This is a genomic window from Hydrocarboniphaga sp., assembly GCF_028291725.1.
Classification (GTDB): Bacteria; Pseudomonadota; Gammaproteobacteria; order Nevskiales; family Nevskiaceae; genus Hydrocarboniphaga.
Map to the genome: position 1 here is coordinate 112,002 of NZ_JAQGNT010000043.1, position 25,050 is coordinate 137,051.

The window sequence follows — 25,050 nt, forward strand, 5'->3', positions numbered from 1 at the left end:
CCTCAGAACGCTAGCTTGGATTGTGCTTTCTGCAGCAACAGTTCCGGCGGCTGGAAGCGGTCGCCGTAGCGGCTTGCGAGTTCCGACGCGCGATCGATGAACCGCTGCAAGCCGTAGGTATTCACGAACTGCAGGAAGCCGCCCGTCCATACCGGCGCGCCGATGCCGAGAATCGAGCCTACGTTGCCGTCGGCCACCGAGCGCAGCACGCCTTCCTGCAGGCACTTGATCGATTCGATGACTTGGCGGAACAGCAGTCTGTCCTTGATGTCCTGCTCGGGCAGCAGCACCGCGGGCTTGCCGACGAAAGCCTGCAGGCCCGGCCACAAGGTCTTTTCGCCACTAGCGGAATAGTCGTAGTAGCCGCCGCCGTGGTAGCGGCCGCCGCGGCCCTGCTCCTTGATCAGCCGCTCGCAGATTTCGCTGCTCACCTGCGTATCGGCCTTGCTGTAGAGCACGTCCATGGCCCGATGCGTTTCGACCGCCTTGCGCGTCAGCTCCTGGCTGACCTCGTCCTGCACCGCGAGCGGGCCCACCGGCATACCGATCTGGCGCCCGAGGTTTTCGATTGAAGCCGGCGCCACGCCGTCGTCCAGCAGCCGCGCGCCCTCGTCCAGGTAGGTGCCGAAAGTGCGCGAGGTGAAGAAGCCCAGCGAATCGTTGACCACGATCGGCGTCTTGCCGATCTGGCGCGCGTAGTCGAAGGCCTTGGCCAGCGCCGCATCGCTGGTCTGTTCACTACAGATGATCTCGACCAGCGGCATCTTGTCGACCGGCGAGAAGAAGTGGATGCCGATGAAGTCGACCGGACGCTTGGCCGCCTTCGCCAACCTCGAGATCGGCAACGTCGACGTGTTGGTGGAGAACACGCCGCCGTCCGCCAGGTAGCCCTCGGTCTCCTGCGTGACCTTGGCCTTGAGTTCGAGATTTTCGAAGACGGCTTCCACGATCAGCTCGCAGCCCTGGAGGTCGGCGGCATCGGCGGTGGGCGTGATCAGGGCGAGCACACCCGCAGCCTTCTGTTCGCTCATGCGGCCCTTGCCCACCGCGGCCGACAGCAGCTTCTCGGAATAGGCCTTGCCCTTCTGTGCGGCTTCGAGCGTGACGTCGCGCAGCACCACTTCGATCCCGACCATGGCCGACGCGTAGGCGATGCCCTGCCCCATCATGCCGGCGCCGAGGATGCCGAGCTTTTTGACCTTGGATTTGGCGATGCCCTTGGGCCGGCCCGCGCCGCCGTTGACCTCGTTCATCTGGAAGAACATCGTGCTGATGATGTTCTTGGCCTGCGGCGTCATCGCCAGGAACGTGAGGCCGCGGCTTTCGATGCGCAGCGCCGTATCGAAATCGACCAGCGTCGCTTCTGCGGCAACGGCCAGGATGCGTTCCGGCGCCGGCAGCAGGCCACGCGTCTTTTTCGCCAGCATCGCAGTCGCCGTAGTGACCAGCTGGATCAGATGCGGCTGATGCATCGTGCCGCCGGGAATCCGGAAACTGGCGTGATCCCAGGGCTGCAGCCAGCTGTTCGGGTTGGCCTTGATCCAGGCTTTTGCGGAAGGCACCAGCTGCGCCGTCTCCGAGACCAGTTCATCGACCAGGCCTGCCTTCAGCGCGGCGGCGGGTTTGACCCGTGTTCCTTCCAGCAGGTACGGCAGCGCCTTCTCCAAGCCCAGCAGGCTGACGGTGCGCACGATACCGCCGCCGCCGGGCAACAGGCCCAGCGTCACCTCCGGCAGGCCCACGATGGCGCCCGGCGAATCGAGCACCACCCGGCGATTGCAGGCCAGCGCGATTTCGAAACCGCCGCCCAGTGCCGCGCCGTTGATCGCCGCCACGACCGGCACGGGCAGCTTTTCGAGCCGCCGCAGCTGAGTCTTGGTTTCGAGCAGGTTGACCATGAACTCCGCTTCGGTGCCCGGCTTGGCGGCCAGCAGCTCCCTGAGATCGCCGCCCGCGAAGAACGTCGGCTTGGCGGATGCGAACACCACGCCGGCGAGACCCTTCTCGTTCTCCAAGCGTTCGACCGTGGTGCCCATGGCCTGGCGATATTCCCCGTTCATCGCGTTGACCGGACCCGTCATGTCCATGGTCACGGTGACGATGCCGTCCGCGTCCTTCTCGTACTTGAACACACTCATGTCAGCACTCATGCTCGTTCTCACACCCGCTCGATGATGGTGGCAATGCCCATGCCGCCGCCCACGCACAGCGCGAGCAGTGCGCGCCTGAGGTTGCGGCGCTCCAATTCGTCGAGCATCGTGCCGACGAGCATTCCGCCGGTGGCGCCCAGCGGATGGCCCATGGCGATGGCGCCGCCGTTGACGTTGGTGATCTCCGGCGAAATATCGAGATCGCGCATGAAGCGCAGCACCACCGATGCGAAGGCCTCGTTGATCTCGAAGAGGTCGATGTCCTTCGTCGTCATGCCGGCCCTGGCCAGGCATTTCTTCGCGGCTGGCCCCGGCCCGGTGAGCATGATCACCGGATCGGTCGCCAGTACCGCCGTGGCGACGATGCGCGCGCGCGGACGCAGGCCCAGTTCCTTGCCGATCTTTTCACTGCCGATCAAAACCGCGCTGGCACCGTCGACGATGCCCGAGGAGTTGCCGGGCGTGTGCACGTGATGGATGCGCTCCACCTGCGGATACTTGCGCAGTGCGATGTCGTCAAAGCCGATCTTGCCCAGGCCGTCGAACGAGGGCTTGAGCTTGGCCAGCCCGTCCATCGTGGTGCCGGGCTTGATGAACTCATCCTTTTCGAGAATCACCAGGCCATTGAGATCGCGCACCGGTACCACCGAGCGGTCGAACCAGCCGCTGTCGCGCGCACGCGTGGCGCGGCGCTGCGACTCGAGCGCGAAGGCATCGACGTCTTCGCGCGTGTAGCCGTCGAGCGTGGCGATCAGGTCGGCGCCCACGCCTTGCGGCACGGCCCGGACCTTGAACGCGATTTCGGGGTCCTGCAGCCAGGCACCGCCCGCGGCGCCCATCTGCACGCGCGACATCGACTCCACGCCGCCCGCGACCAGCAGGTCTTCCCAGCCCGAGGCGATGCGACTGGCCGCGGTGTTCACCGCTTCCAGACCCGATGCACAGAAGCGGTCGAGCTGCACGCCGGCCACGGACTCGTCCCAGCCGGCGTACTGCACCACCGTCTTGGCGATATCGCCGCCCTGCTCGCCCACCGGCGAGACGCAGCCGAGAATCAGATCGTCGACACGCGCGGTGTCGAAGCCGTGGCGACGCTGCAACTCGGTCAGCAGACCGGCGGCGAGATGCACGGGCTTGACCTCGTGCAGGGCGCCGTCCTTCTTGCCCTTGCCGCGCGGCGTGCGCAGCGCGTCGAAAATGTATGCAGCGTTGGTGGACATCGGGGATTCCTGCTCGGCCTGAAAGATCGCGCGCGGCACAGCGCGCGATCGAAGTGATTTCTCTCTTCAGTATTCAAGGCCAGCCGCTGTCCAACAATGATCGGCAGAGACGGAATGGTTGACGTCAGATGACACGCCCGGATGGTGCCCGGCCTAAGCCTCGATCCATTCGCGTGCACGTTCGAACAGCGCCCTGGCATAGCCGTGCAGTTCCGCGCCCACCTCGTGCGTGGCCTGCCCACCGTAGGCACGGGCATACGTGCCCTCGAGGATGATGGCGAGCTTGTAGCAGGCGAAGACGGCATACCACGACACCGCAGAAAGATCGCGCGTGCTGTTCTCGGCATAGCGTGCGATGAGCTCGTCCGCTGTCGGGAATCCGTCCCAGGGCCGAATCTCCATCGCCAGCGGATTGGACACGGCGCCCTCGCCCGGCCAGATCGCCAGCAGCCAACCGAGATCGATCAGCGGATCGCCGATGGTGGCCAGTTCCCAGTCGACAATAGCCGCAAGTTCGGGGGCATCGTGGCGGAACATCACATTCGCCAGGTGATAGTCGCCATGCAGGATCCCGGGCGTGAAACGGGCCGGACGATGCGCCTCCAGCCAGCGCTCCACCTCGTCCACGTACGGCAGGCCGGCGATACCTGGCCAGCCCGTGTTGACGGCATAGTGATCCAGCTGCTGGCGCCAGCGCCTGATCTGGCGCTCCAGGTAGCCCTCGGCCTTGCCGAAGTCCGCGAGGCCGACCGCCACGTAGTCGACCCGGCCCAGCGCGGTGATGCCGTCGATCACCGAGAACCCCATGCGTCGCCGCATAGCCGGTGTCGATGCATGCCGCGCCGGCAGGTCCCCCTTGACCAGGAAGCCTTCGATCGGCTCCATCAGGTAAAAGGCCGAGCCGATGACCTCGTCACTCGCGCAGGCCGCGATCAAGCGCGGATGCGGCACGTCGGTATGGGCAAGCGCTGCGAGCAATCGCGCCTCGCGGCGCATCGTCTGGCTGCCGTCCATCAGCGGTTTGAGTGGCGGCCGCCGCAGCACGAACTCGCGCTCGCCGCGGCGGAAGCGCAGCAGCACGTTCTGCGTGCCACCGGTGAGCAGCTGCGCATTTACGATCGGGCCCCGCTCCAGCTTCTGCTGATCCATCCACGCGAGCAGTCGCTCGCGATCGACCAGCGGGCTCCATTGCATGCTCACAGCCCGAACAAGATCTTGGACATGATGTTGCGCTGGATCTCGCTGGTTCCGCCGTAGATCGTGACCTTGCGGTAGTTGAAGTAGGCCGGCGCAGCCGGCGCCGCATACACGGGGCCGGGACGCGGGTCTGCGGGACGGTTCTGCAGCTCGGCCCAGGTGTCGCGCACCTTTGCCTGCCCGTAAATGCCCACTGCCTCGAACGCCAGCTCGGTGATGTCCTGCTGCAATTCCGTGGCGACGAGCTTGAGCATGTTGGCGTCCGCGCCCGCCGACTGGCCGGCCTTGAGCCCGGAGAACACCCTCAGTTCGCTCGCGTCGGCCGCCGACAGGCGAATCTCCAGCTCGGCATAGCGGCGACGGAAATCCGCCTGCTCGAACAGCGGCGCTCCAGCGGCATACTCCTTGAGCGCGATCTCGCGAACCTTGCGCAGCTGGTGCTTGAGCGTGGGCGCCCAGGCATTGCCGCGCTCGAATTCGAGCAGATACTTTGCGCAAGTCCAGCCCTGGCCCTCTTCACCGACGAGCTGCGAGACCGGCACCCGCACGTTGTCGAAGAAAACCTGGTTGATCTCCTGCTGGCCCGGCATCGGCGAATCCAGCGTGACGATCGGCGCAACCGTAATGCCCGGCGAACGCATGTCGATCAGCAGGAACGAGATGCCGGCCTGCGGTTTGCTTTCTTTCGATGTCCGCACCAGGCAGAACATCCAGTCTGCCCATTGCGCCAGCGTGGTCCAGGTCTTGGAACCGTTGAGCACGTAGTCGTCACCGCCGCGTTCGGCCTTCATCTGCAGCGAGGCGAGATCAGAACCAGAGCCGGGCTCCGAATAACCCTGGCACCAGAACTCCTCGGACCGCAGGATCGGCGGCAGGAAGCGCGCCCTCTGCTCCGCAGTACCGTATTTCATCAACACGTAGGCCACCATCTTCACGCCCATGGCGATGACCTGAGGGCAGCCGGCACCGGCGCATTCCTCGTAGAAGATGCTGCGCTGCGTGTGCGTCCAGTCGGGGCCGCCGTATTCGACCGGCCATTCCGGCGCGACCCAGCCTCTTTCGTAGAGGCGCTGCTGCCAGAGACGCTGGCCTTCCTTGTCCAGATAGCCGTTCTTGGACTGCGCCATCATCGCGCGCATCGGCGCGTCGAAGTTCTGCGTGATCCACGCACGCACTTCATCGCGAAAACGGTTCTCTTCGGGTGAATAAGCCAGATCCATGATTGCGCCTCAGAGTCGCTCGGCGTAGCGCCGAAGGTGGTGGTCGACGGAGCCGAACTGATGTTGGATCACGCTCGCACGTTTGAAGAAATGGCCGACCGCGAGTTCCTCGGTGACGCCCATGCCGCCATGAATCTGCACGGCAGACTGGCCTACGAGCCGCAGCGCGCGGCCGGTCTGCACCTTGGCTGCGCTGGCCGCCTGCGCGCGCTCGCGCGGCGGCTCGTCGAGCTTCAGTGTCGCGACGGTGACCAGCGACGTCGCCTGCTCGATCGCGATATGCATGTCCACCATGCGATGCTGCAGCACCTGGAACGACGCGATCGCCTTGCCGAACTGAAGGCGCTGCTGGGCGTACTCCACGGTCTCGTCCAGCATGCGGCGCATCACGCCCAGCCCTTCCGCACAGACGGCGACGATGGCTTCGTCCATGACGCGTTCCAGCATCGGCAAGGCCTGGCCCTCTTCACCGAGAAGGTGATGAGCCGGAACCCGCACCTGGTCGAAGCGAAGCTCGGCCGCACGGCCGCCATCGACGGTCGGATAGGACTGCAGGCTGGTGCCTGCCGTATCGCGCTCGACCAGGAAAGCGCTCACGCCTTCGGCATCGCGCTCGCCACCCGAGGTCCGCGCCGTCACGACAAAGTGGGTCGCCCATGGCGCTCCAACGACCACCGCCTTGTGCCCGCAGAGCAGGTAACCGCCATCGCTGCGCACGGCCGTGGTACGCAGATCCGACAGTTCGTAGCGGCCCTGCGGCTCGGCCCAGGCGAAGGCGATCACGACCTCGCCCGACACGATCTTCGGTACCAGCGCTTCGGCCAGGGCTCCACCGAGCCTCGACAGCAGGCCACCGCCGATCACCACCGTGCTCAGGTAGGGCTCGACCATCAGCGACCTGCCCATCGACTCCAGGATCACGAGATTGTCGATGGCATTGCCACCGCTGCCGCCCAGTGTTTCCGGCAGCGATGCGCCCAGCACGCCGAGTTCGTTGGCCAGGGCCCGCCAGCAGTTCGCGCTCCAGCCGGATTCGGACTCCAGGATCGCGCGATGCGTATCGAAGGCATAGCGATCGGCGAGAAAACTCCTGAGCGTATCGCGCATCAGGACCTGCTCTTCGGTCAGGCTCAGGTTCAAGCAATGCTCCAGTACAAATGGGCGATCGACATCGACGGGTTCACGGCAGCATCGTCATCGGGCCGCCGCCGTCGACCGCGATGATCTGCCCGTTCACGTAAGCGTTGGCATCCGAGACCAGGTAAGTGACCACGGCGGCAACGTCTTCCGGCTCGCTGACGCGGCCGTACGGCCTCTGCTCGTTGAGCTGATGAATTTCGCTGACCCCGGTGACCGCGATGGCGAGGCGTGAACCCATTTCGGTTGCGGTCAGGCTGGGGCTGACGACGTTGGTGCGCACGCCATGCGCGCGTTCTTCCTTGGCCATCGTCAAGGCCAGCGCTTCCATCGCCGCCTTGGCCATGTTGTAGGCCACGCCGCGATCGCGCATGTACAGCGTGGCGATGCTGGAGATCATGACGATGTCGGAGCGCGGCTGGCGGCGCAGCAAGGGCAGCGCCAGCTTGCTCAGATTGAACGGCGCGTAGGCATGCACGCGCATCAGGCGCTCGATCTCTTCGAAATCCGTATCGGCAGCTGCGTTTCCCAGGCTGCCGATGCCGGCGTTGTTGATCAGCACGCCAAGACTGCCGAAGTCCCGCTCGATCGCGGCGATCATCGCCGTGGCCTCGTCAAAGTTCTCGACGCCGGCCCGATAGGCCCTGGCTCTGCGGCCCAGACGCTCGATCGCCGCAACGGTTTCACGCGCGGCGGCTTCGTCGCGCTTGTAGTTGACCGCGACATCGGCGCCGGCCTCTGCAAGGGCCAACGCGATCGCGCGGCCAATACCTCGGCTGCCGCCTGTTACCAATGCAACGCGGCCGTGCAGAGAAATTTTCATGGTGCCCCGGCGTCTTGATCTGGCTCGGCATCGCTGCGGCAGCTGGCCGTGACGGACCGCTTGCCGACGACTGCGATTGAGCCCCGATCTTGTTGCCTGGCCCGGCGGGCCGGCAATGTCGCGAGCTGACTTGCGAATTGATCCCAGCGATCAGCTCCACGCCGATGCGACGACAGGCGAGCCCTCTCCAGTCTTCATACTGCGTATTTATTTTGTTATTTATTTACGTATTGTATTTACGGCGGCTCACCTTAAAACTACTATGCGGCTTCAAGGTCGCATCCCGCCGACGACCGACAAGGCTCGCCGGCATCCACGCCGCACGGTCTTGCCGATCTGCGACTGAGGACAAATCAACCGCGATCCGGATTGCCACGGAGGAATCATGCTCAACCAGGCTACCGCTGCCGTCGCCCGTATTCCGGGCGGTGAATTCACCATCGAGACGGTCAGCGTGGATGATCCACGTGCCCACGAAATCCTGATCGACATCGCCGGGGTCGGGCTGTGCCACACCGATCTGGTATTCAGCGCCAAGCTGCAGATCATGAAGCCGCCGGCCGTGCTCGGGCACGAAGGCTCCGGCATCGTCGCCAAGGTGGGCAGCGCCGTCACCAAGGTGAAGCCGGGCGATCACGTGGTGCTGACCTTCAACAGCTGCGGCGACTGTCCGCGCTGCAATGGCGGTGAGCCCGCCTACTGTTTCTCGTTCCCGAAGTTGAACTACGCAGGCGGACGCCTCGACGGTTCGCCCACCATCACCATCGGCGACGAGCGCGCGAGCGCCAACTTCTTCGGCCAGTCTTCGTTCGCGACACGCGCTCTCGCGCACGAGCGCAACGTCATCAAGGTGGACCGCGACGTACCCATCGAGCTGCTGGGGCCGCTGGGCTGCGGCGTGCAGACCGGCGCCGGCGCGATCATGCGCTCGCTGGCCTGCCGCAAGGGTTCTTCGCTGCTGGTGCTCGGCGGCGGTGCGGTCGGCCTAAGCGCGGTGCTCGGCGCCGTGGTGCGCGAGTGCGCCACCATCATCGTAGTGGAGCCCAAGCAGGCGCGGCGCGAGCTGGCGCTGCAACTCGGCGCCACGCATGTCATCGATCCCAGCGGTATCGACCTGCCAGCCGCGGTGAGAGCGATCACGCCCACGGGAGTGGACTATGCGTTCGACAGTTCCGGCCTCAAGCAGGTCATCGCCGCCGCCATCGGCTGCCTCGCGTCACACGCGAAGTTCGGACTGGTAGGCGTGCCACCATCGATGGAGGATGCGATCAGCATCCCGATCACGGCGCTGGTCGGCGGCGGCTTCAGCTTCATCGGCATCATGGAAGGCGACAGCGAGCCCGAGGAGTTCATCCCGCAGATGGTGGCGCTGTACAAGGCCGGACGCTTTCCGTTCGACAAGCTGCTGAGCACCTACGCGCTGCACGATATCAATCTCGCAATCGCCGACTCGCTGTCGGGGAAGTGCGTCAAGCCAGTGATGCTGACCGCGTGACTTTTTTGCGCCCGATGTCAGGAGAGGACCGTTGCCATGAGTGAACCCAGTGATCTCGGCACGCGTATCGTCGCCCTGTCGCGCAAGGCCCGGCTGGGCGACATCACGATCGCCGACTGGACGCAGCGCATTCGCGCGCTGATCGAGTCGCAGCCCGACATCGAGACCGTGATCGACATCAGCGCCGTGCGCGCGCTGGAAGGCGAATCCGGAAGTTCGAGCGGCACGCTGTTCTTCGACGCCCGCTATCGACGCAACGGCAAGCAGGAAGACGGCCGCTTCGTGCTCCGCTTCACGCCGGTGACGCCGCTGTTCCATGTCTACGACATCGCGGGCCAAGTGCGACTGCAGCAGATTCTGCAATCAACGGCTGTGCCTGTTCCCGGACTGTTCTGGGAAGACCCCACCGGCCGCTACCTGCAGATGCCGGCCTACGTCATGGAGCGTGTCGAAGGCCAGGCCGCGCCTGCGGACTGGCACCTCCACGGCGTTATCGCTGCGGCCGCGCCCGAGCATCGTCGTGCGATGCTGCTCGACTACGTCAGGACGCTTGCGACGATCCACCAGGTGGACTGGCGCGAGCAAGGCCTGGGCTTTCTTGCCGACCGCGCCGCCGGCCGGTGCCTGATCGATCGCGAAGCCAACTGGTACTGGGACGCGCTGCTCTGGGCCGACGAAGGCCGCAACATGGAACGTCTGCAGCCGGTCTACCAATGGCTGATCGACCACGAGCCGGCCGGCGCGCGCGCCGTGCTCTGCCATGGCGACACCAACCTCACCAACAATCTGTTTCGTGACGATCGCGTCGCCGCCGTGATCGACTGGGAGATGGCGTTTATAGGCGCCCCGGAGTGCGATCTCGCCTACATCCAGAACGCGCTGGCCACGATGATGCGCGAGCCACTCGACGGCGTGCCGCTGCTGCCGGAGCTGTGGGCCTACTACGAGCAGATCACCGGCACGAAGCTGCAACACATGGGCTACTACGGCCTGTTCGCCACCTGGCGCCTGACCTGCATCCTGATCCTGGGCGCCCGCCACTTCCCAGCCGATTTCAAAGCGGCGTTCGGCGCCTTTCTCGACGGCGCCATTCAGACGATGAACGACAGCGCGATCAAGGTCGGCGCGCCGGTCGTCGAAATCTGAAGCCCACCGTAGGCCTGCAGGCGAGCCGTCGTCAGGCATTGCGTGCCTGTAGGCCGCCGTCGACCAAAAGCACCGAGCCGGTGGTGTACGCCGCGGCCGGCAGGCACAGCGACAGCACCATGTGGGCCACTTCCGCGGGCTCGCCGTAACGGCGCAGCGCGGTTCGGCGCCGGGCATAGACGCGCCTGGCTTCTTCGTCGATGGCGTCGGTCATGCCGGTCAGGATCGGTCCGGGGCAGATGCAGTTGACCGTGATGCCTTCCGGGCCGAGTTCCACCGCCAGCGCGCGTGTAAGGCCGATGACGCCCGCCTTCGCCGCGGAATAGGCGCTGTTGCCGGCAGTGGCGGCGAAGGCCTCGGTCGATGCGATGTTCACGATGCGTGCGCAAACCGAGCGCCTGAGCATCGGCAAGACCGCACGCACGATGCGCTGATGCGCACTCAGAAGGATATCGAGGTGGCGATGCCAGTTGTCGTCGTAGCCTGGGTCGTCGAGCCTGGCGAATCGTGCGACGCCGGCGTTGTTGACGACGATGTCCACGCCGCCGAAAGCCTCGCCGATGCCGAGGACGCAATCACCGATGTCGTCGGGCCGGGCCACGTCGAGACGCCAGGCCTGCGCCTCGCCGCCTTCGGCCGCAATCTCCCGGGCGACGGCCTGCGCGGCCGCGCCGTCGATGTCGGTGACCGCCACCCTGGCACCCTGCCGGGCGAACACCACGGCCGTGGCCCGGCCCATGCCGCTGCCAGCGCCGGTCACCAGGACTGCCAGACCTTGGACCGATCGACTCAGCTCAGGAACCGCGGTCATTCGAGCCTCCTTTAATCCGAGTCCTATGCTGTCGCGCTCGTCTACAATCCGGCAATGTCGCAAGCTGACTTCAGGATTGATTGCAGCCATCAGGTTTTTGAGCCGGTCCCCGCGTCGATCAACCCGTAATCGTCATGGAAAAAAATAAAACCAAAACCAGAAGCGAATCCAAAGCCGCTCCCGCGAAAACCGGGGCCGCCAGCAAGGAAAGAACCGTCCACCAGCTGGACGCGACGGACCGCCAGATTCTCGATCGCCTGAAGACAGAGCCGCGCGTGACCAACAAGGCGCTCGCCGAAGAACTGTCGCTGAGTGAAGTCACGATCGCGTCGCGCATCCGCGCGATGGAGAGCGGCAAGATCATGCGGGTGATGGCACAACGCGACTTTCGAACCATCGGCGGCGAGATTCTGACACTCGTCGACATCGACGTACTCGGCAGAACGGTGGATGCGGTCGCACACGATCTCACGCTGATCGAGAACGTCGGCAGCGTGTCGATCCTGATGGGAGAGCCCTCCATCATCGTCGAGATTCACACCCCGGACCTGGCCGCGCTCGAGGACGTGCTGCTCAATCAAATCGCCAAGGTGAAGGGCGTCAGCGGCACCAGCGCCAACATGATTCTCAAGGTGATCAAGTACCGTTCCGAGATGGGCAACCTGCACCTATGAAACTCGACGACATCGACAACGCGATCCTGGCCGCACTCGGCCAGAACGGCCGCATGAGCAACCGCGAAGTGGGCCGCGACGTGGGCGTATCGGAAGGAACGGTACGGCAACGGCTCAAGAAGCTGGAGGCGGCCAAGGCCATGCGTCTCGGCCTGGTAGTCGACATCACGGTTACCGGGCGTGTCACGGTGGCCTATGTCAGGATCAAGGCGAAGCCGGACCGGATACGCGCGATCGCCAAGGAGATCGCCGCCATGGACGACTGCAGCTTCGTCGGCCTGAGCGTGGGCAGCTTCGACATCGTGACCCTGTTCAATGCCAGGACCCGTGGCGAGCTCGCCGAATACATCGACAACCGCATCGCCAAAATCAGCGGCGTTCTGGCGATCGACGTTCGCGAACCGATCGCATCGATCAAGCATCGCTACGATCTGATTCACGTCACTTAGCGGCGACAAACGACAAGGGGCACCGCCGCCTGGCAAGGCCGGCGCCCCTTGTCGACGCACAGCGGGCAGACTAGGGCCTGTTGACATTTGCCTGGTCGCTGCGCGGGTCCCAACGGGGACGCAGTGCAAGGATCGACCGACGACGTGTACTCGACGTACACAAGGAGGGAGAGACGCCGCAATGCGTCCCCGTTGGGACCCGCCCTCCGGGTTGCCGCCATCGAGGCGGCCATACCGCGTTGCTCGTCGTCACCATAGTCACCACTATGCCTCCTCCTCGCGCCTTGTCTGGCCGCCTCGATGGCGGCAACGCAGCGATCAGGTAAATGTCAACAGGCCCTAGTACGACGACACGAAGGAAAAGCAACATTCAGTCGCAGGACGGCTTGCCTCTCCCCCCGGAGAGGTCGGCGCGTAGCGCCGGGTGAGGGCCTTCCAGGCTCGTGCAAAGCTGCGAGTCCCTCACCCGGCCCTTCGGGCCACCCTCTCCCGGAGGGAGAGGGCAACAAGCCGCGTACGTTGCGCAATCAAGGTGTCTCGATACTAGCCGCCGAAGCGCACCGCAATACGCGCTCCGATCGTCCGTGGCGGCGAGAACGGCCCGCTCACGTAGTTGCCCGTGGCACTGGCGATGCGACTGTACGAATAGATCTCGTCGCCGATGTTCTCCACGAACAGCTGGCCCTGGATCCGATTGTTTGGCGCTTCCCAGATCAGCCTCGCATTGGTGATCCAGTACGAAGGCTGCACCGTCGCATCCTGGCCTGGCGCCTTGCCGTTGAACACATCGTTCTGCGTCGTGCTCGTGTACGAACCTTCGCCGCGTAGCGTGAAGGCTCCCAACTTTGCCGTGTCCAAGGTGTATTGGGCGCCGAAGTTCAGCTTCCACTCGGGCGCCCGGATCAGCTGGTTGCCGCCGATGTTCAGCGTGCTGCCCAGTTGCTCCTGCAGGTCCTGGTCGCCGTACTCGGAGTGGATATAGGAGCCCGAGCCGTCGAGAACAAAGCCGCGAACCGCATCCGGGACCAGGGTGTATTCCAGCTCTACGCCGTACAGCGTTGCATTGGCGGCATTGCGGATGGTCGAGCTGTTCTGGTTGTACGTCGTGAACTGGATATCGTCGAACTTGTAATAGAACGAGGCCAGGTTGGTGCGCACCTGCCCGTCCGCGAAAGTGGACTTGAGGCCTACTTCATAGGCCATGAGTTTTTCGGGATCGAAGCTGCCGCTGCATTCCGGAGGATTGAAGCCGCCGGACTTGTAGCCGTTGGAAACCTTGCCGTAGACCAGCGTCTGCGCGGCCACGTCGTAGTCCAGGCCGGCTGTACCGGTAAGTGCATCCCAGGTTTTCTTCTCGCCCTGGTCGCAGAGCCCGGCCGCGGGCACGAAGTTGGAATGCACGTGGCGCACCACCTTTTTCTCGTCCTGGGTGTAGCGCAGACCACCGGTGACACGCAGCGAATCGGTCAGCTTGTAAGTAGCCTGGCCGAAGCCCGCGGTGGACTGCGAGGTCTGGTCGGCACCGAAACCCAGGAACGCCGTGGTTGGAATCGTGCCGCCTCTGAGCGTGGTGCCCAGCACCGGATCCGCGGTCAACTGCAGCAAATTGCCGACGTAGGGCTGCGACAGATCGAAAACCGGAGGCGGAGTGGCGCTGGCGAAGCTGCCGCCGGCGATGATCTGATCGGTCAGCGCCGGCAGGTACAGGTCGGCGGCGAGCTTGGCCTTGTCGTGCAGGTAGAAGCCACCGGCGATCCAGTCCAGGCGATCGTCGAAGGCCTGCCCGGAGATGTTGAATTCCTGAGTGAACTGCTTGGAGTCCTGGCCCAACTCCTCGACTATGAACGCGGCAGCAGATCCGTCGCCGTCCAGCTGCGTCTCCATTTTGCTGTAGCGACCAGCGGTAATGGACTTGACATCGACAGCGCCGGCTTTCCATTGAACCGTAGCACTCACGCCACGGATATCGACCTGGGTAATCGCCGGCGTATCGTTGTATAGATCCGTGGTCGATGTTGGATCGAGGTTCGGTGCAGTCTGCCCGGCGCTGAGTCCGAACAGGCTCGCGATGCTACCGTTGCCCACGCGCTGCAGGTCCTCCGGCGACAACAGCGGCCCCGGCAGGGTTGCGAGCACAGGACCCGGCAACGAGAACACGCCCAGCGGAGTCTGCGGCGAGACGCCACCGTTGTTCGGCATCGTCGCAATGAACTGGTTGGTTCCCGATGAGCTCTTCTTGGAAGCATCACCGCGCAACACCACGCTGAGATCCTCGGTGGGCTCGTACAGCACCGACGCGCGACCGCCGAATTGCTGCAGATCGTCGGTGTCCGAACCGTCATAAAGATTCTTGCGGTAGCCGTCACGATTTTCGTAGCGGATGCTGAGGCGGCCGGCCAGCTTGTCCTCGACGCTGCCGCCGGTCACGCCGATGTCGGACACCGTGCGGCCATAGCTCCCGACCTCGAAGGCGGTGTTCACTTCCGGCACGTAGCTCGGCAACTTGGTGATGTAGTTGATCGTACCGCCGGTGGAATTGCGGCCGTAAAGCGTGCCCTGCGGGCCACGTAGCACTTCGATGCGTTCGAGGTCGAAACTCGGCACGCCCTGGGCGATCAGCTGCCCGGTGTAGACGCCGTCCTGGAACGTTGCCACGGTCGGCTCACCGGCGGTGACGGTGAGGTCGGAGCCGATGCCGCGCAGCGAGATCTGCGAGAAGCCGGTGTTCTCCGCGAACACCAGCGACGGAACGTTGAACTGCAGTTGCTGCACGCCCGAGATCTGCTTCTGCTCCAGCGCCTCGCTGGTGAATGCGCTGACCGCCAGAGGCGTGCTTTGCAGCGACTCGGAGCGCTTCTGCGCCGTCACGAAAATTTCCTCGATACCGTGGCCGTCGTCGCTCTTGCTCTCGGCCACCGGCGCAGCGGCCTCGGCCGGCGCTGCAACCGGCCCGGCTCCCGTCTCCAGGCCTCCCGGCGCAGCCGCGGGCGCCGTTTCGTCGGCTGTTTCGTCCGCTGGGACAGCGAGCTGGCCCCATGCAACGGGAAGCTGAAACGCCGCACAGGTCAAAACACCCAGCACAGGCCAAGTTCGATTCATATAGTTTTCTCTTCCCGACCGCACATTGTAAGTTTTATAGCGTCAGTGCTCTGACGCATAGAAAACCTAACATGCGATACAGGCTTCGACGATGACGCCAGCCGACATTCCGGTTGGCCTTTTTTACATGAAGGCCGAGTCACGCTGCGCTATCGTTTCGACCGGCGCTTCGAGGGTCGCGGATCGACGCGCTGGCCGGCGGCTCGATCCTTCGCTCAGCCGCCCGCCAGGCTGATTCCGCCGTCCACCAGCAGCGACTGGCCGGTGACATAGGCAGCCAGCGGCGACGCCAGAAACAAGGCCACGCCGGCGATATCCTCCGGCCGGCCATAGCGGCCCAGTGGACAGGCTTTTTCGAAAGCCGACTGCGCCGCATCCGACACCTGGTTCGCGGTCAGCTTGGTCGGCACCATGCCCGGGCCGATGCCGTTGACACGCAGCCCCGCCTTGCCCCACTTCGCGGCCAGTACACGGATCAGCTGGACGAGGCCGGCCTTGCTGGCGCAGTAGGCCGGATTGTTGCGCGCCACCGTGCGCGCGACGATGGAATCCAACACCACGATGTTGCCGCGCCGTGCCGACAGTCGGGGCTGCAAGGCCGTGCACAGATGCATGACGCCGGTCAGGTTGATGTCGACCACGGCCGCGAAACCCGCTCTCTGGAATTCCTGGCTCTTGTAAAGCACCGTCCCCACGCAGCACACCAGCGCATCGATCTCGTCGAGTTGCGCAGCCAGCGCCTCCACCGACTCCGCTTCGGCGACGTTGAGCTGCAGAAAGCGCATGCCGCCGAAGTCGCGGCCGTAGCTGGCGGCAGGCCGGGTTCCGGTGACGGTGACTTCCGCACCCGCATCCAGAAACGCCAGCGCGATACCATAGCCGATGCCGTCCGACGCGCCGGCGACGACGATGCGCTTGCCGGAGAAATCCAGTGCCTGCGCTACGCTCACGCGAAGCTGAAGCTGGCTTCGTCGAGCTGCATCAGCGCGGCACTGCCGCTGGCGATCGACTCGCGATGCGCCGATGCGCGGGGCAACAGCTTGTCGAAATAGAACCGCGCGGTCTGCAGCTTGGCGCGATAGAAGCCCTCCTCCTGCGTGCCCGCCGCCAGCGCCGATGCAGCCACCGAAGCGCTTTGCAGCCAGACATAACCCAGCACGACGTAGCCCGACAGCATCAGGTAGTCCACCGCCGCTGCGCCCACCAGGCTGGGATCGGCGGGCGACCCGGCCGCGAGTTCGTCGCTGACCGCCAGCCACATCTCGACGGCAGGCTGCAGCCGCAGCTGCAAGGCCAGCAGCTCCGGCCGCGAAGGAAGCCTGCAAGCCTGCAAGATCTCGCGGGCAAATTCGTCCAAGGTCTCGCGCTCGGCGCCCAGCACCTTGCGGCCCAGCAGGTCGCTGCCCTGTATTCCGGTCGTGCCTTCGTAGATGCGCGCCACGCGCACATCGCGTACGCGCTGCTCCACGCCCCACTCCTGCATGTAGCCGTGGCCACCCAGCACCTGCACGCCCAGATCGGTGGCTTCGCTCGCGAGCTCGGACAAGGCGCCCTTGGCGATGGGGATCAGCAGCGCCAGCCGGTGCTCGGCCTGGCGCCTCACGGCGGCGTCGGGCGCATCCGCGAGGTCCACCCACTTGGCACACAGATGCACGAGGCTGCGGCCCCCTTCGGCGATGGCCTTCTGCGTGAACAGCATGCGCCGGATGTCGGGCTGGGCGATCAGCGGATCGGCCGCCTTGTCGGGCGAAATTGCGCCACCGGGCGCACGCCCTTGCAGACGATCGCGCGCATAGGCGAGCGTCGCCTGGAAGCTCGCCTCGGCGTGCCCCTGCGACTGCTGCGCCACGCCGAGCCGCGACTTGTTGATGTAGACGAACATGCAGTTGAGGCCGCGGTTGGGCTCGCCCACCAGCCAGCCCTCGGCCTCATCGAAAGCCATCACGCAGGTGGCGCTGCCCTTGATGCCCATCTTGTGTTCGATCGAGATACAGCTGACGCCGTTGCGCTCGGCGCTGTCGAGTTTGCGCTTGGGCACCACGAACAGCGAGATGCCGCGCGTGCCCTTGGGTGCGTCAGGCAAACGCGCGAGCACCAGGTGCACGATGTTTTCGCTGAGATCCTGTTCGCCCGAGGAGATGAAGATCTTGGTGCCGCTGATCCGGTAGCGGCCGTCGCCGATCGCTTGCGCCCGGGTGTTGACCAGATTCAGATCGGAGCCGCACTGCGGCTCGGTCAGGCACATGGTGCCGATCCACTCGCCGCTGACCAGCCGCGGCACGAAGGCCTCGACCTGTTCCGGCCGCGCGTGATGCGTCAAGGTCTTGATGGCGCCGTCGTTGAGCGCCGCGTACATGCACCAGGCATGGTTGGCGCTTTGCAGGAATTCGGACGCCGCCTGCTTGAGCGAGTACGGCACGGTCTGGCCACCGTGCTTCTCGTCATGCCCGAGGCGCGGCCAGCCGGCGTCGACGTATTGCCGGTAGGCGTCCTTGAAGCCTTCGGGCGCGCTCACGGCTCCGTCCGTCCAGCGCGCGCCGGCATCACCGCCGGCGTTGATCGGCGCCAGCGTGCGTTCGGCGAACTTGCCGATTTCGCCGAGGATCAGCGACATCTCGTCGCCACCGACGCCAGCGTTCAAGGCGGCATAGTGTTCAGGGTAGCGGTGCAGCTCGTTGAGCGAGAAAAGAACGTCGCGGATCGGAGCGCGGTAGTTGTGCATGCCGGCGTTTCGCTTAGCGACCGACGAACGCGGGCTTGCGCTTGCCCATGAACGCGCTGATGCCTTCGCGTGCGTCCGCGCTGCTGGTCAGGCGATTCTGCTGGTACTGCGGCAGGAAGCCCGGCCCGTTGTCTTCAGAGAGATCGGCTCCCGCCGAAAACGCGCGTCCCGCACCGGTGAGCACAACGGCACGAATCTCGTCGTCGGCAGCCGCCTGGAAGATGGCCTGCATCAGGTCGTGACGCAGCTGCCGATTGAAAGCGTTGAGCGCTTCGGGCCGGTTCATCGTGATCGTCGCGACGCGGCGGTCGACGTGATACAGCACGGTTTCAAAGCTCGTCATGACGGTTCTGCTCGGCGGTGATGGGACACATCTGCATGGCAACGTAACGTCGCGAGGAAGCCTTCACCATGACTGCGTGAAACATCCGCGATGGCGAAAGATGACAGGGGTGCCATTCCTGACAGGAACTTTCGCCGCTCAGAACCAGTGGTAGGTCATCTCCAGGCCGAAACGGCGTGGCTCGCCACCCGGGCCATAGACCCGCCCGGCCGCGTCTGCAGCCGAATACAGGTAGTACTCGGTGTTCATGATGTTCTTGACGAACAGCCGCAGGCCGAGGTTGCCCGACACGTCATTGGTCGACAGGTAGGCGTTGACCAGCGAGTAGCTCTTCTGCCCGTCTTCGGGTCCGCCGAACGGACGAAACACCACCGGCGCACTCTTGAACCACTCGCCGCGCAAGCGCCAGCGATTGACCCAGTCCGCCGGTGTTTCGAAGGAATATTCGGCGCCGAGATTGACCGTGTAGTCCGGCGCGCGTGAGAGCTCCACACCTTTCAGATCCTGGCCGGTGCCGCCTTCGTAGGGGCAGTCATTGACTCGCTGCGCGGCGGGCTTGCTCGAATCGGTGTCGCAGAACTTCTGGTAGTAGGCATCCAGCACGGAGACCGCGGCCGTCAGCAACACGGGCTCCGCGACCAGCGCCGTCAGCTCGAGATCACCACCGCGCACGCGTGCCTTGGGCGCGTTGACGATGCTGGCCGACAGGTTATTGATCTTGAGCGTCTGGAAGTTGGTGTAGCGGCTGTCGAACACCGATACGTTGGCGATCAGGCGACGATTGAACCAGCGCGATTTCAATCCGACTTCGACCGACTTCACCTCCTCCGGCTCGTAGGTGTTGCCGCAGGACGAGAAATTGGAGCCACCCGACTTGAAACCCAGCGTGTACTGCGCATAGGTCATCATGCTGCTGGTGATGTCGTACTGCGCACCCAGCTTGGGCGTGAACTTCTTGCCCGTCAGCGAGGTGTGCAGATCGTCGCAGGAGGTGAGCACGCCGGGAACATTGGGCAGTTGAATCGGGATGCCGGCAACCGAAGTGAAGTACTGGTTGGTCGTATCCGCCGTTTTCTCGTCCCGCAGAATACGGGCACCACCGATCAGCCGGAACGACTCGCTCAGCGAGTACGTGAGATCGGTGAAAGCGGCAACGGACCGGGTTGTCTCATCCGAGCCCAGCTCCAGCATCAGACCGGCACTGCCAGGCACCAGTCCGCCCGCCACCGCCTTCGGAATCGTGACCGGCAGAAACGGGCTGAACTTCTCGTGGAAGTAGAAAGCGCCCACCAGCCATTGCAGCGAATCGCTGGAGCCCGATGCCGTCAGCTCTTCACTGAAGGATTTCGAACGGTTGCGATAGCCGTAGAAGTTGGTCAGATCGTCCGAGGTGAAGTCGGCGTCGTAGACGTTTTCGAAATGATGATCCTGGACGCCCGTGATCGACTTCAGACTCAGTGCATCCAGGTTCCAGGTCGCGGTCAGCGCGCCGTTGGTGGTCTCGCGCTCGCCGTAAGGCAGGAAATTGAGTTTGCGCTTGGTGGTGCTGCCGGTGATCGACTGGTCGGGCCGCGTGGTGAATCCCGGCGGGATGAAATAACCCAGCAACTCCTGGTTGGGCTGCGGCGGTACGCGGATCACGTCGCGCGGCGTCACGCCACCGCCGTCGTCGTAGCGATACAGCACCGACAGGTCGACGGTGAGATCCTCCGCCGGCATCCACGCCAGCGCTGCGCGGCCGCCGTAGCCATGGTGTCCGTTGGATTCCTTGCCCGAGGTCTCGTCCTTGACGAAGCCGCCATCGGCGTCCCATTCGCCGACCAGCCTGCCATCCAGAGTGCCTTGAATCAGCGGACCCGAGACTATGCCCACCGCGCCGCGCTGTTCGAAGCTACCGACCGAGAGCTTGAGCGTGGATTCGTAGGTATCGGTCGGGCGCTTCAGCAGAAAGTTGATCACGCCGCCGGTGGAGTTGCGCCCGTACAGCGTGCCCTGCGGGCCGCGCAGGACTTCCACTCGATCCAGGTCGCTCAGACCCAGCGGGCCGGTCGTAGGCCGGGGCTGGTATACGCCGTCGATATGCACGGCGACACCCGGCTCGGTGGCGCCGGTGTCGACGTTGGTGCCGACACCGCGGATGGAGATCAACGACGCGCCGCCGGACTCGCTGACGTTCAATCCGGGAATCTGCGACTGCAGGTCGGTGACGTTGTTGACGGCACGGAACGCCATGTCCTCGCCGCCGATGGCGGAGATGGACATCGGCGCGTCCTGCACACTCGACTGCCGTTTCTGCGCGGTGACCACCACTTCCTCGATGCCGGCCATCGTGGCGGTATCTCGTTTCGGGGGCGGCTCCGAGTCCGCGGCGGGCGAAACCGGGATTGCGCCGAGAGTCTCGGGACTTTCCGAACCAGCGGCTGCTGCGGCTTGCGTCGGCGGCGCCGTCTGTTCACCGGCGGGTGAACCGGGAGCCGCGCCAATCTGCGCGTTGACGCTCAACACCACAAGCAGCTGGCTCACTGCAAGCAGCGGCGCAATCCGAACTGCGGCTCGCGCGCCGGTCTCTTTCGATGCCGGACATCTCACCATCTCAGGTGCCATCATTTCTTCTCCTCTTATGATCGTTCCAAACTCGCGGCATCGCTGTTCGATGCGGCTGATGGACTCGTTATCTGGCTAGACCCACGCGGCCGACGTTGCGGACAATCCGGTTCACCATCACCGGAAATATCCTTTCGCGTTCGGCAATCGCATTCCCACGCGTGCCTTTTTTTCTAATTCGGTCGGCTCTCCATCCTCAGGCAATTGTCCACTCCTCGACCGTCGTCGCAATGATTGGTGCGCTCAAGGCGATTGATAAAAACTGACATTTCGCCTGACCAAATTTCAGCCGCAGGCTTTTCCAGAGGCCGATTTTCGATTGGTCAATGCTCGGATCTGACAAACGGATCGACCACGACCGACACCCGTGCAGATGCCCGACAACCCGCGATGGAGAAGTAACAAAACGATCATCGCAATGTGCGCTGAAGCAATGGACGATCGACTATCCCGCGCGGATCATGGGATGGATTTTTAATCGTCCGGCCTATTGAAATGCCGGTCGTCGACAACGGGAGCGTCATGTCACTGAGCGGCAAAACCATTGTGGTTACGGGAGCGTTCGGGAGCCTTGGGAAAGCTGTCGTGCAGGCGGCCATGCTGGCCGGCGCACGGGTGGCCGCGGTCGACCAGTCCTCCGAACCACCATCGCTGGGCGTGCTGCAAGGTGCCCGACTCTATCCGCTCGCGGATATCGGCAGCAGCGCGTCCGCCACGAGCATCGTCGACCGCATTGCAAGCGATCTGGGCGGCATCCATGGGGCGGCGTCGACTTCAGCCGCTGGGTCGCCGTTGAACAACTCGCCGACGTCATTTTGTTCTTGCTATCCGACAAGGCGCAGGCCGTGACCGGTGCACTGATACCGGTTACCGGACGGGTCTAGCCCGATGCAAACCGCGCCGAGCAACCAGGGGCCGCAACTGCGTAGCCAGGCCGAGACCGTTCAACAGGATTGGGCGCGGCTAGCGGAGTATCTGGACGCGCTGGGAATGTCGCTGGATCGCAGACAGGAGCCAAGGCAGTTCGCGGGCGGCTTTGCCAATCTCAATTTCCTGGTTCGCATCGACGATGCCGAAGCGGTGCTGCGGCGCCCCCCGTTGGGCATACTGCCGCCGGGGGCCTATGACATGGGCCGCGAATCGAAGATCCTGTCGCGGCTATGGGAGCGCTTCCCTCTCGCCCCGCGCTCGCTTCATCTTTGCATGGACGCGGCCGTTATCGGCGCGCCGTTCCAGATCACCGAATTCCGCAACGGCCTGTCCATCCGTGACCATTTGCCGTTGCAGTACGACGGCAGCGCAGAAGTCGGTTGCCGGCTTGGAGCAACGATGATCGAGGTGCTGAGCCGCTTGCATCGCCTTGACCCCGCGGCGGTCGGCCTGGACCAACTCGGACGGCCGTCGGGCTTTCTGGGGCGTGCGGTCGAAGGCTGGATAAAACGCGCCACGCAGGCCGTTGCAGGCTGGGCCAGCCCGCGCATGCTCACCTTAATCGTCGAGCTTTCGGGCTGGATGCGCGCCAATGGTGTGCCCGATGGTCCAAGCGTTCTGCTGCACAACGACTTCAAGCTCGATAATCTGCTGCTGGATCCGCACACCTTGGAGCCAGTGGCGCTGATCGACTGGGACCAGGGCACGCGCGGCGACGGCCTTTTCGACCTGGCCACGCTGCTGAGCTACTGGAGTGAGGCCGGGGATCCCGAAGCGATGCAACAGCTGCAGCAGATGCCGACTGCCCAACCCGGATTTCCGACGCGGCTGGAAGCGGCGCAGGCTTACGCGGCAGCGACCGGGCGCGATCTTTCCGACTTTCGCTTCTTCCGCGTTCTCGCCCAGTTCAAGACCGCGGTGATCTTCCTGCAATTGCATGCGCGCTGGCGTTCGGGAGACACCAAGGAGCGGCGCTACGCGTCATTCGGCCAACTCGGTGAGAGCCTGCTGGCATTTGCACAGGACATCGCCGCCGATCGGGTCTTCTAAAACGATTTTCTAACACAGGTCATTCATGGATTTCTCGCTGTCTCCCAAGCTTCAGGAACTCCGCGACCGGACCCGGCGCTTCATTGCCGAAGACATCATTCCGTTCGAGCAGGACCCAAGACATGGCCGTCACGGACCCAGCGAGGCGCTGCGAACGGATCTGGTCGCACGCGCGCGCGCCGTAGGACTTCTGACGCCCCACGCGTCACCGGAGCTCGGCGGGCTCGGGCTGTCGCACGTCGAGAAGGCGGCAGTCTTCGAGGAGGCGGGCTATTCGCCGCTGGGGCCGGTCGCGATGAACATCCACGCGCCGGACGAAGGCAACATCCATCTGATGGAGCTGGCCGCCACCGCCGCACAGAAGCAACGCTGGCTCAAGCCCTTGGTGGCCGGACAGATCCGCTCATGCTTTTCGATGACCGAGCCCGCACCGGGAGCCGGCTCCGATCCATCGATGATGCAGACGCGCGCGGTTCGCGACGGCAACGATTTCCTGATCAGCGGCAGCAAGTGGTTCATCACCGGCGCCGAAGGCGCGGCGTTCTCGATCATCATGGCGAAGATGGAAGACGGCTCCGCCTCGATGTTCCTGGCCGACATGAATCAGCCGGGCGTCAAGCTCGAACGGCTGATGGATTCGCTGGACTCCTGTTTTACCGGCGGCCACGGGGTGATCAGTTTCGACGGGCTGCGCGTGCCGGCGCAGGACGTGCTCGGAGAAATCGGCCGAGGCTTTCAGTACGCGCAGATCCGTCTTGCGCCGGCGCGCCTGACCCACTGCATGCGCTGGCTCGGGCAGGCCCGGCGCGCGCACGACGTCGCGCTGGCGTACGCGCGCAAGCGCCAGGCCTTCGGCAAGACCTTGGGCGAGCACGAGGGCGTGGGATTCATGCTGGCGGACAACGAGATCGATCTGCACGCTGCCCGCCTGCAGATTCTGCATACCGCCTGGGTGCTCGATCAGGGCGGAACAGGCAACATCGAATCGAGCATGACCAAGGTCGCCGTATCGGAGGCCGTCTGGCGCGTGGTCGATCGCTGCGTGCAAATCCTCGGTGGCCAGGGCGTCACGTCGGAAACGATCGTGATGCGTATCTTCCAGGACATTCGCGCTTTCCGGATCTACGACGGCCCCAGCGAGGTCCATCGCTGGAGCATCGCTCGCAAGATCCTCGGCAAGCCGCAGCGCGAGGAGAAGAAGGCGTGATCCCATCAACCTCGCCTTTCGACCTCGCGGGCAAAGTCGCGGCAGTCACCGGCGCCTCGGGCGGGCTGGGGCGCCATTTCGCGATGACCTTGGCCGGCGCGGGCGCCGTTGTCGCTGTCGCGGCCCGTCGCGCCGACAAGTTGAGCGACGTGGTCGACCAGATCGTCGCGGGCGGCGGCCGTGCGATCGCCGTGTCGATGGATGTCACCGAGCGCGGCGCCGTCTCGTCCGCGCTCGACTCGGTGATGGAGCAACTCGGCAGCCTGGATATCGTGGTCAACAACGCCGGCCTCACTTACTCCAAGCGGCCGCTCGAATATACCGACGAGGACTGGACCGGCATCGTCGGCACGAACCTCAGAGGCGCCTGGATCGTGGCGCAGGAATCGGCGCGGCGGATGGTTCGGGACCGGCGTCCAGGCAGCATCGTCAACGTGACGTCGATCTTCGCCAACCGGGTTGCGGCCGGCGCGAGCTTGTACAGCGCCTCGAAGGCGGGCCTGCGTCAGCTGACGCAGGCGCTTGCGCTGGAACTCGCGCGCTACGACATCCGGGTCAACAGTATCGCGCCCGGCTATTTCTCCACCGACATGAACAGCGACTTCCTGGCCGGCGAGGCCGGCCAGAGAATGCGCGGCCGCATACCGGTACAGCGCTTCGGCGAATACGCCGATCTCGACGGTCCCCTGCTGCTGCTGGCTTCGCAGGCCGGCGCCTACATGACCGGTAGCGAGATCGTGGTCGACGGCGGCCATCTCTGCAGTTCACTCTGA

At 64.5% G+C, this 25,050-nt stretch carries 20 protein-coding genes; 8 read left to right on the plus strand and 12 right to left on the minus strand.

The window, feature by feature from the left end; translation table 11 throughout:
• Nucleotides 1-2: 2 nt before the first annotated feature.
• The 6 genes from JWQ90_RS12290 to JWQ90_RS12315 all read right to left on the minus strand — a co-directional run bounded on the left by JWQ90_RS12290 (nt 3) and on the right by JWQ90_RS12315 (nt 7,747).
• Nucleotides 3-2,150, minus strand: a complete 2,148-nt coding sequence (locus tag JWQ90_RS12290; RefSeq protein WP_299694180.1) for a 3-hydroxyacyl-CoA dehydrogenase NAD-binding domain-containing protein — start codon at nt 2,148-2,150, stop codon at nt 3-5.
• An 8-nt stretch (nt 2,151-2,158) separates the two neighbouring features.
• The gene (locus JWQ90_RS12295; RefSeq protein ID WP_299694183.1) at nt 2,159-3,370 is read right to left on the minus strand and encodes an acetyl-CoA C-acetyltransferase; all 1,212 of its coding nucleotides are present in this window, start codon (nt 3,368-3,370) and stop codon (nt 2,159-2,161) included.
• Between the two features lie 153 nt (nt 3,371-3,523).
• Nucleotides 3,524-4,564: a phosphotransferase family protein gene (locus JWQ90_RS12300; RefSeq protein ID WP_299694186.1), complete on the minus strand. Its 1,041-nt coding sequence runs from the start codon at nt 4,562-4,564 to the stop codon at nt 3,524-3,526.
• A 2-nt stretch (nt 4,565-4,566) separates the two neighbouring features.
• The gene (locus JWQ90_RS12305) at nt 4,567-5,787 is read right to left on the minus strand and encodes an acyl-CoA dehydrogenase family protein (RefSeq protein WP_299694189.1); all 1,221 of its coding nucleotides are present in this window, start codon (nt 5,785-5,787) and stop codon (nt 4,567-4,569) included.
• A 9-nt stretch (nt 5,788-5,796) separates the two neighbouring features.
• Nucleotides 5,797-6,927 (minus strand): acyl-CoA dehydrogenase, encoded by a 1,131-nt coding sequence (locus JWQ90_RS12310; protein WP_299694192.1) that lies wholly within the window; start codon nt 6,925-6,927, stop codon nt 5,797-5,799.
• Nucleotides 6,928-6,967: 40 nt separating this feature from the next.
• Nucleotides 6,968-7,747, minus strand: a complete 780-nt coding sequence (locus JWQ90_RS12315; RefSeq protein WP_299694194.1) for an SDR family oxidoreductase — start codon at nt 7,745-7,747, stop codon at nt 6,968-6,970.
• Between the two features lie 385 nt (nt 7,748-8,132).
• Between JWQ90_RS12315 and JWQ90_RS12320 the strand changes: the two genes are divergently transcribed.
• Together JWQ90_RS12320 and JWQ90_RS12325 are read left to right on the plus strand one after the other, a co-directional pair.
• Complete coding sequence (locus tag JWQ90_RS12320) at nt 8,133-9,242, plus strand: NAD(P)-dependent alcohol dehydrogenase (protein ID WP_299694197.1); 1,110 nt, start codon at nt 8,133-8,135, stop codon at nt 9,240-9,242.
• Between the two features lie 36 nt (nt 9,243-9,278).
• A complete protein-coding gene (locus tag JWQ90_RS12325; RefSeq protein ID WP_299694200.1) occupies nt 9,279-10,388 on the plus strand; it encodes a phosphotransferase family protein in 1,110 nt (369 codons plus the stop codon).
• Between the two features lie 31 nt (nt 10,389-10,419).
• On the opposite strand, the gene JWQ90_RS12330 is transcribed toward JWQ90_RS12325, so the two are convergent.
• On the minus strand, nt 10,420-11,199 hold the full coding sequence (locus tag JWQ90_RS12330) for an SDR family NAD(P)-dependent oxidoreductase (RefSeq protein WP_299694203.1): 780 nt from the start codon (nt 11,197-11,199) through the stop codon (nt 10,420-10,422).
• A gap of 134 nt (nt 11,200-11,333) precedes the next feature.
• Between JWQ90_RS12330 and JWQ90_RS12335 the strand changes: the two genes are divergently transcribed.
• Both JWQ90_RS12335 and JWQ90_RS12340 read left to right on the plus strand, forming a co-directional pair.
• The gene (locus tag JWQ90_RS12335) at nt 11,334-11,873 is read left to right on the plus strand and encodes an Lrp/AsnC family transcriptional regulator (protein WP_299694206.1); all 540 of its coding nucleotides are present in this window, start codon (nt 11,334-11,336) and stop codon (nt 11,871-11,873) included.
• Nucleotides 11,870-12,322: an Lrp/AsnC family transcriptional regulator gene (locus JWQ90_RS12340; protein WP_299694209.1), complete on the plus strand. Its 453-nt coding sequence runs from the start codon at nt 11,870-11,872 to the stop codon at nt 12,320-12,322. Before JWQ90_RS12335 ends, JWQ90_RS12340 begins: the two co-directional genes overlap by 4 nt.
• A gap of 543 nt (nt 12,323-12,865) precedes the next feature.
• On the opposite strand, the gene JWQ90_RS12345 is transcribed toward JWQ90_RS12340, so the two are convergent.
• The 5 genes from JWQ90_RS12345 to JWQ90_RS12365 form a co-directional block, all read right to left on the minus strand.
• Nucleotides 12,866-15,421 (minus strand): TonB-dependent receptor, encoded by a 2,556-nt coding sequence (locus tag JWQ90_RS12345; protein ID WP_299694212.1) that lies wholly within the window; start codon nt 15,419-15,421, stop codon nt 12,866-12,868.
• Nucleotides 15,422-15,636: 215 nt separating this feature from the next.
• Nucleotides 15,637-16,371, minus strand: coding sequence for an SDR family oxidoreductase (locus JWQ90_RS12350; RefSeq protein ID WP_299694214.1), 735 nt, complete (start codon nt 16,369-16,371; stop codon nt 15,637-15,639).
• Complete coding sequence (locus JWQ90_RS12355; RefSeq protein WP_299694216.1) at nt 16,368-18,143, minus strand: acyl-CoA dehydrogenase C-terminal domain-containing protein; 1,776 nt, start codon at nt 18,141-18,143, stop codon at nt 16,368-16,370. Before JWQ90_RS12355 ends, JWQ90_RS12350 begins: the two co-directional genes overlap by 4 nt.
• A gap of 13 nt (nt 18,144-18,156) precedes the next feature.
• Nucleotides 18,157-18,486: an enoyl-CoA hydratase/isomerase family protein gene (locus JWQ90_RS12360; RefSeq protein ID WP_299694219.1), complete on the minus strand. Its 330-nt coding sequence runs from the start codon at nt 18,484-18,486 to the stop codon at nt 18,157-18,159.
• Between the two features lie 138 nt (nt 18,487-18,624).
• Complete coding sequence (locus JWQ90_RS12365; RefSeq protein WP_299694221.1) at nt 18,625-20,814, minus strand: TonB-dependent receptor; 2,190 nt, start codon at nt 20,812-20,814, stop codon at nt 18,625-18,627.
• A 798-nt stretch (nt 20,815-21,612) separates the two neighbouring features.
• Here JWQ90_RS12365 and JWQ90_RS12370 point away from each other — a divergent pair.
• From JWQ90_RS12370 to JWQ90_RS12385, 4 genes are read left to right on the plus strand one after another with little or no spacing between them, the layout of a single operon-like run.
• Nucleotides 21,613-21,939 (plus strand): SDR family NAD(P)-dependent oxidoreductase, encoded by a 327-nt coding sequence (locus tag JWQ90_RS12370; protein WP_299694224.1) that lies wholly within the window; start codon nt 21,613-21,615, stop codon nt 21,937-21,939.
• Nucleotides 21,940-21,978: 39 nt separating this feature from the next.
• Nucleotides 21,979-23,070 carry a phosphotransferase family protein gene (locus tag JWQ90_RS12375; RefSeq protein ID WP_299694227.1) on the plus strand — a complete coding sequence of 364 codons (1,092 nt, stop codon included), beginning with the start codon at nt 21,979-21,981 and terminating at the stop codon, nt 23,068-23,070.
• Between the two features lie 25 nt (nt 23,071-23,095).
• On the plus strand, nt 23,096-24,277 hold the full coding sequence (locus JWQ90_RS12380; RefSeq protein WP_299694230.1) for an acyl-CoA dehydrogenase family protein: 1,182 nt from the start codon (nt 23,096-23,098) through the stop codon (nt 24,275-24,277).
• A complete protein-coding gene (locus JWQ90_RS12385) occupies nt 24,274-25,050 on the plus strand; it encodes an SDR family NAD(P)-dependent oxidoreductase (RefSeq protein WP_299694234.1) in 777 nt (258 codons plus the stop codon). Before JWQ90_RS12380 ends, JWQ90_RS12385 begins: the two co-directional genes overlap by 4 nt.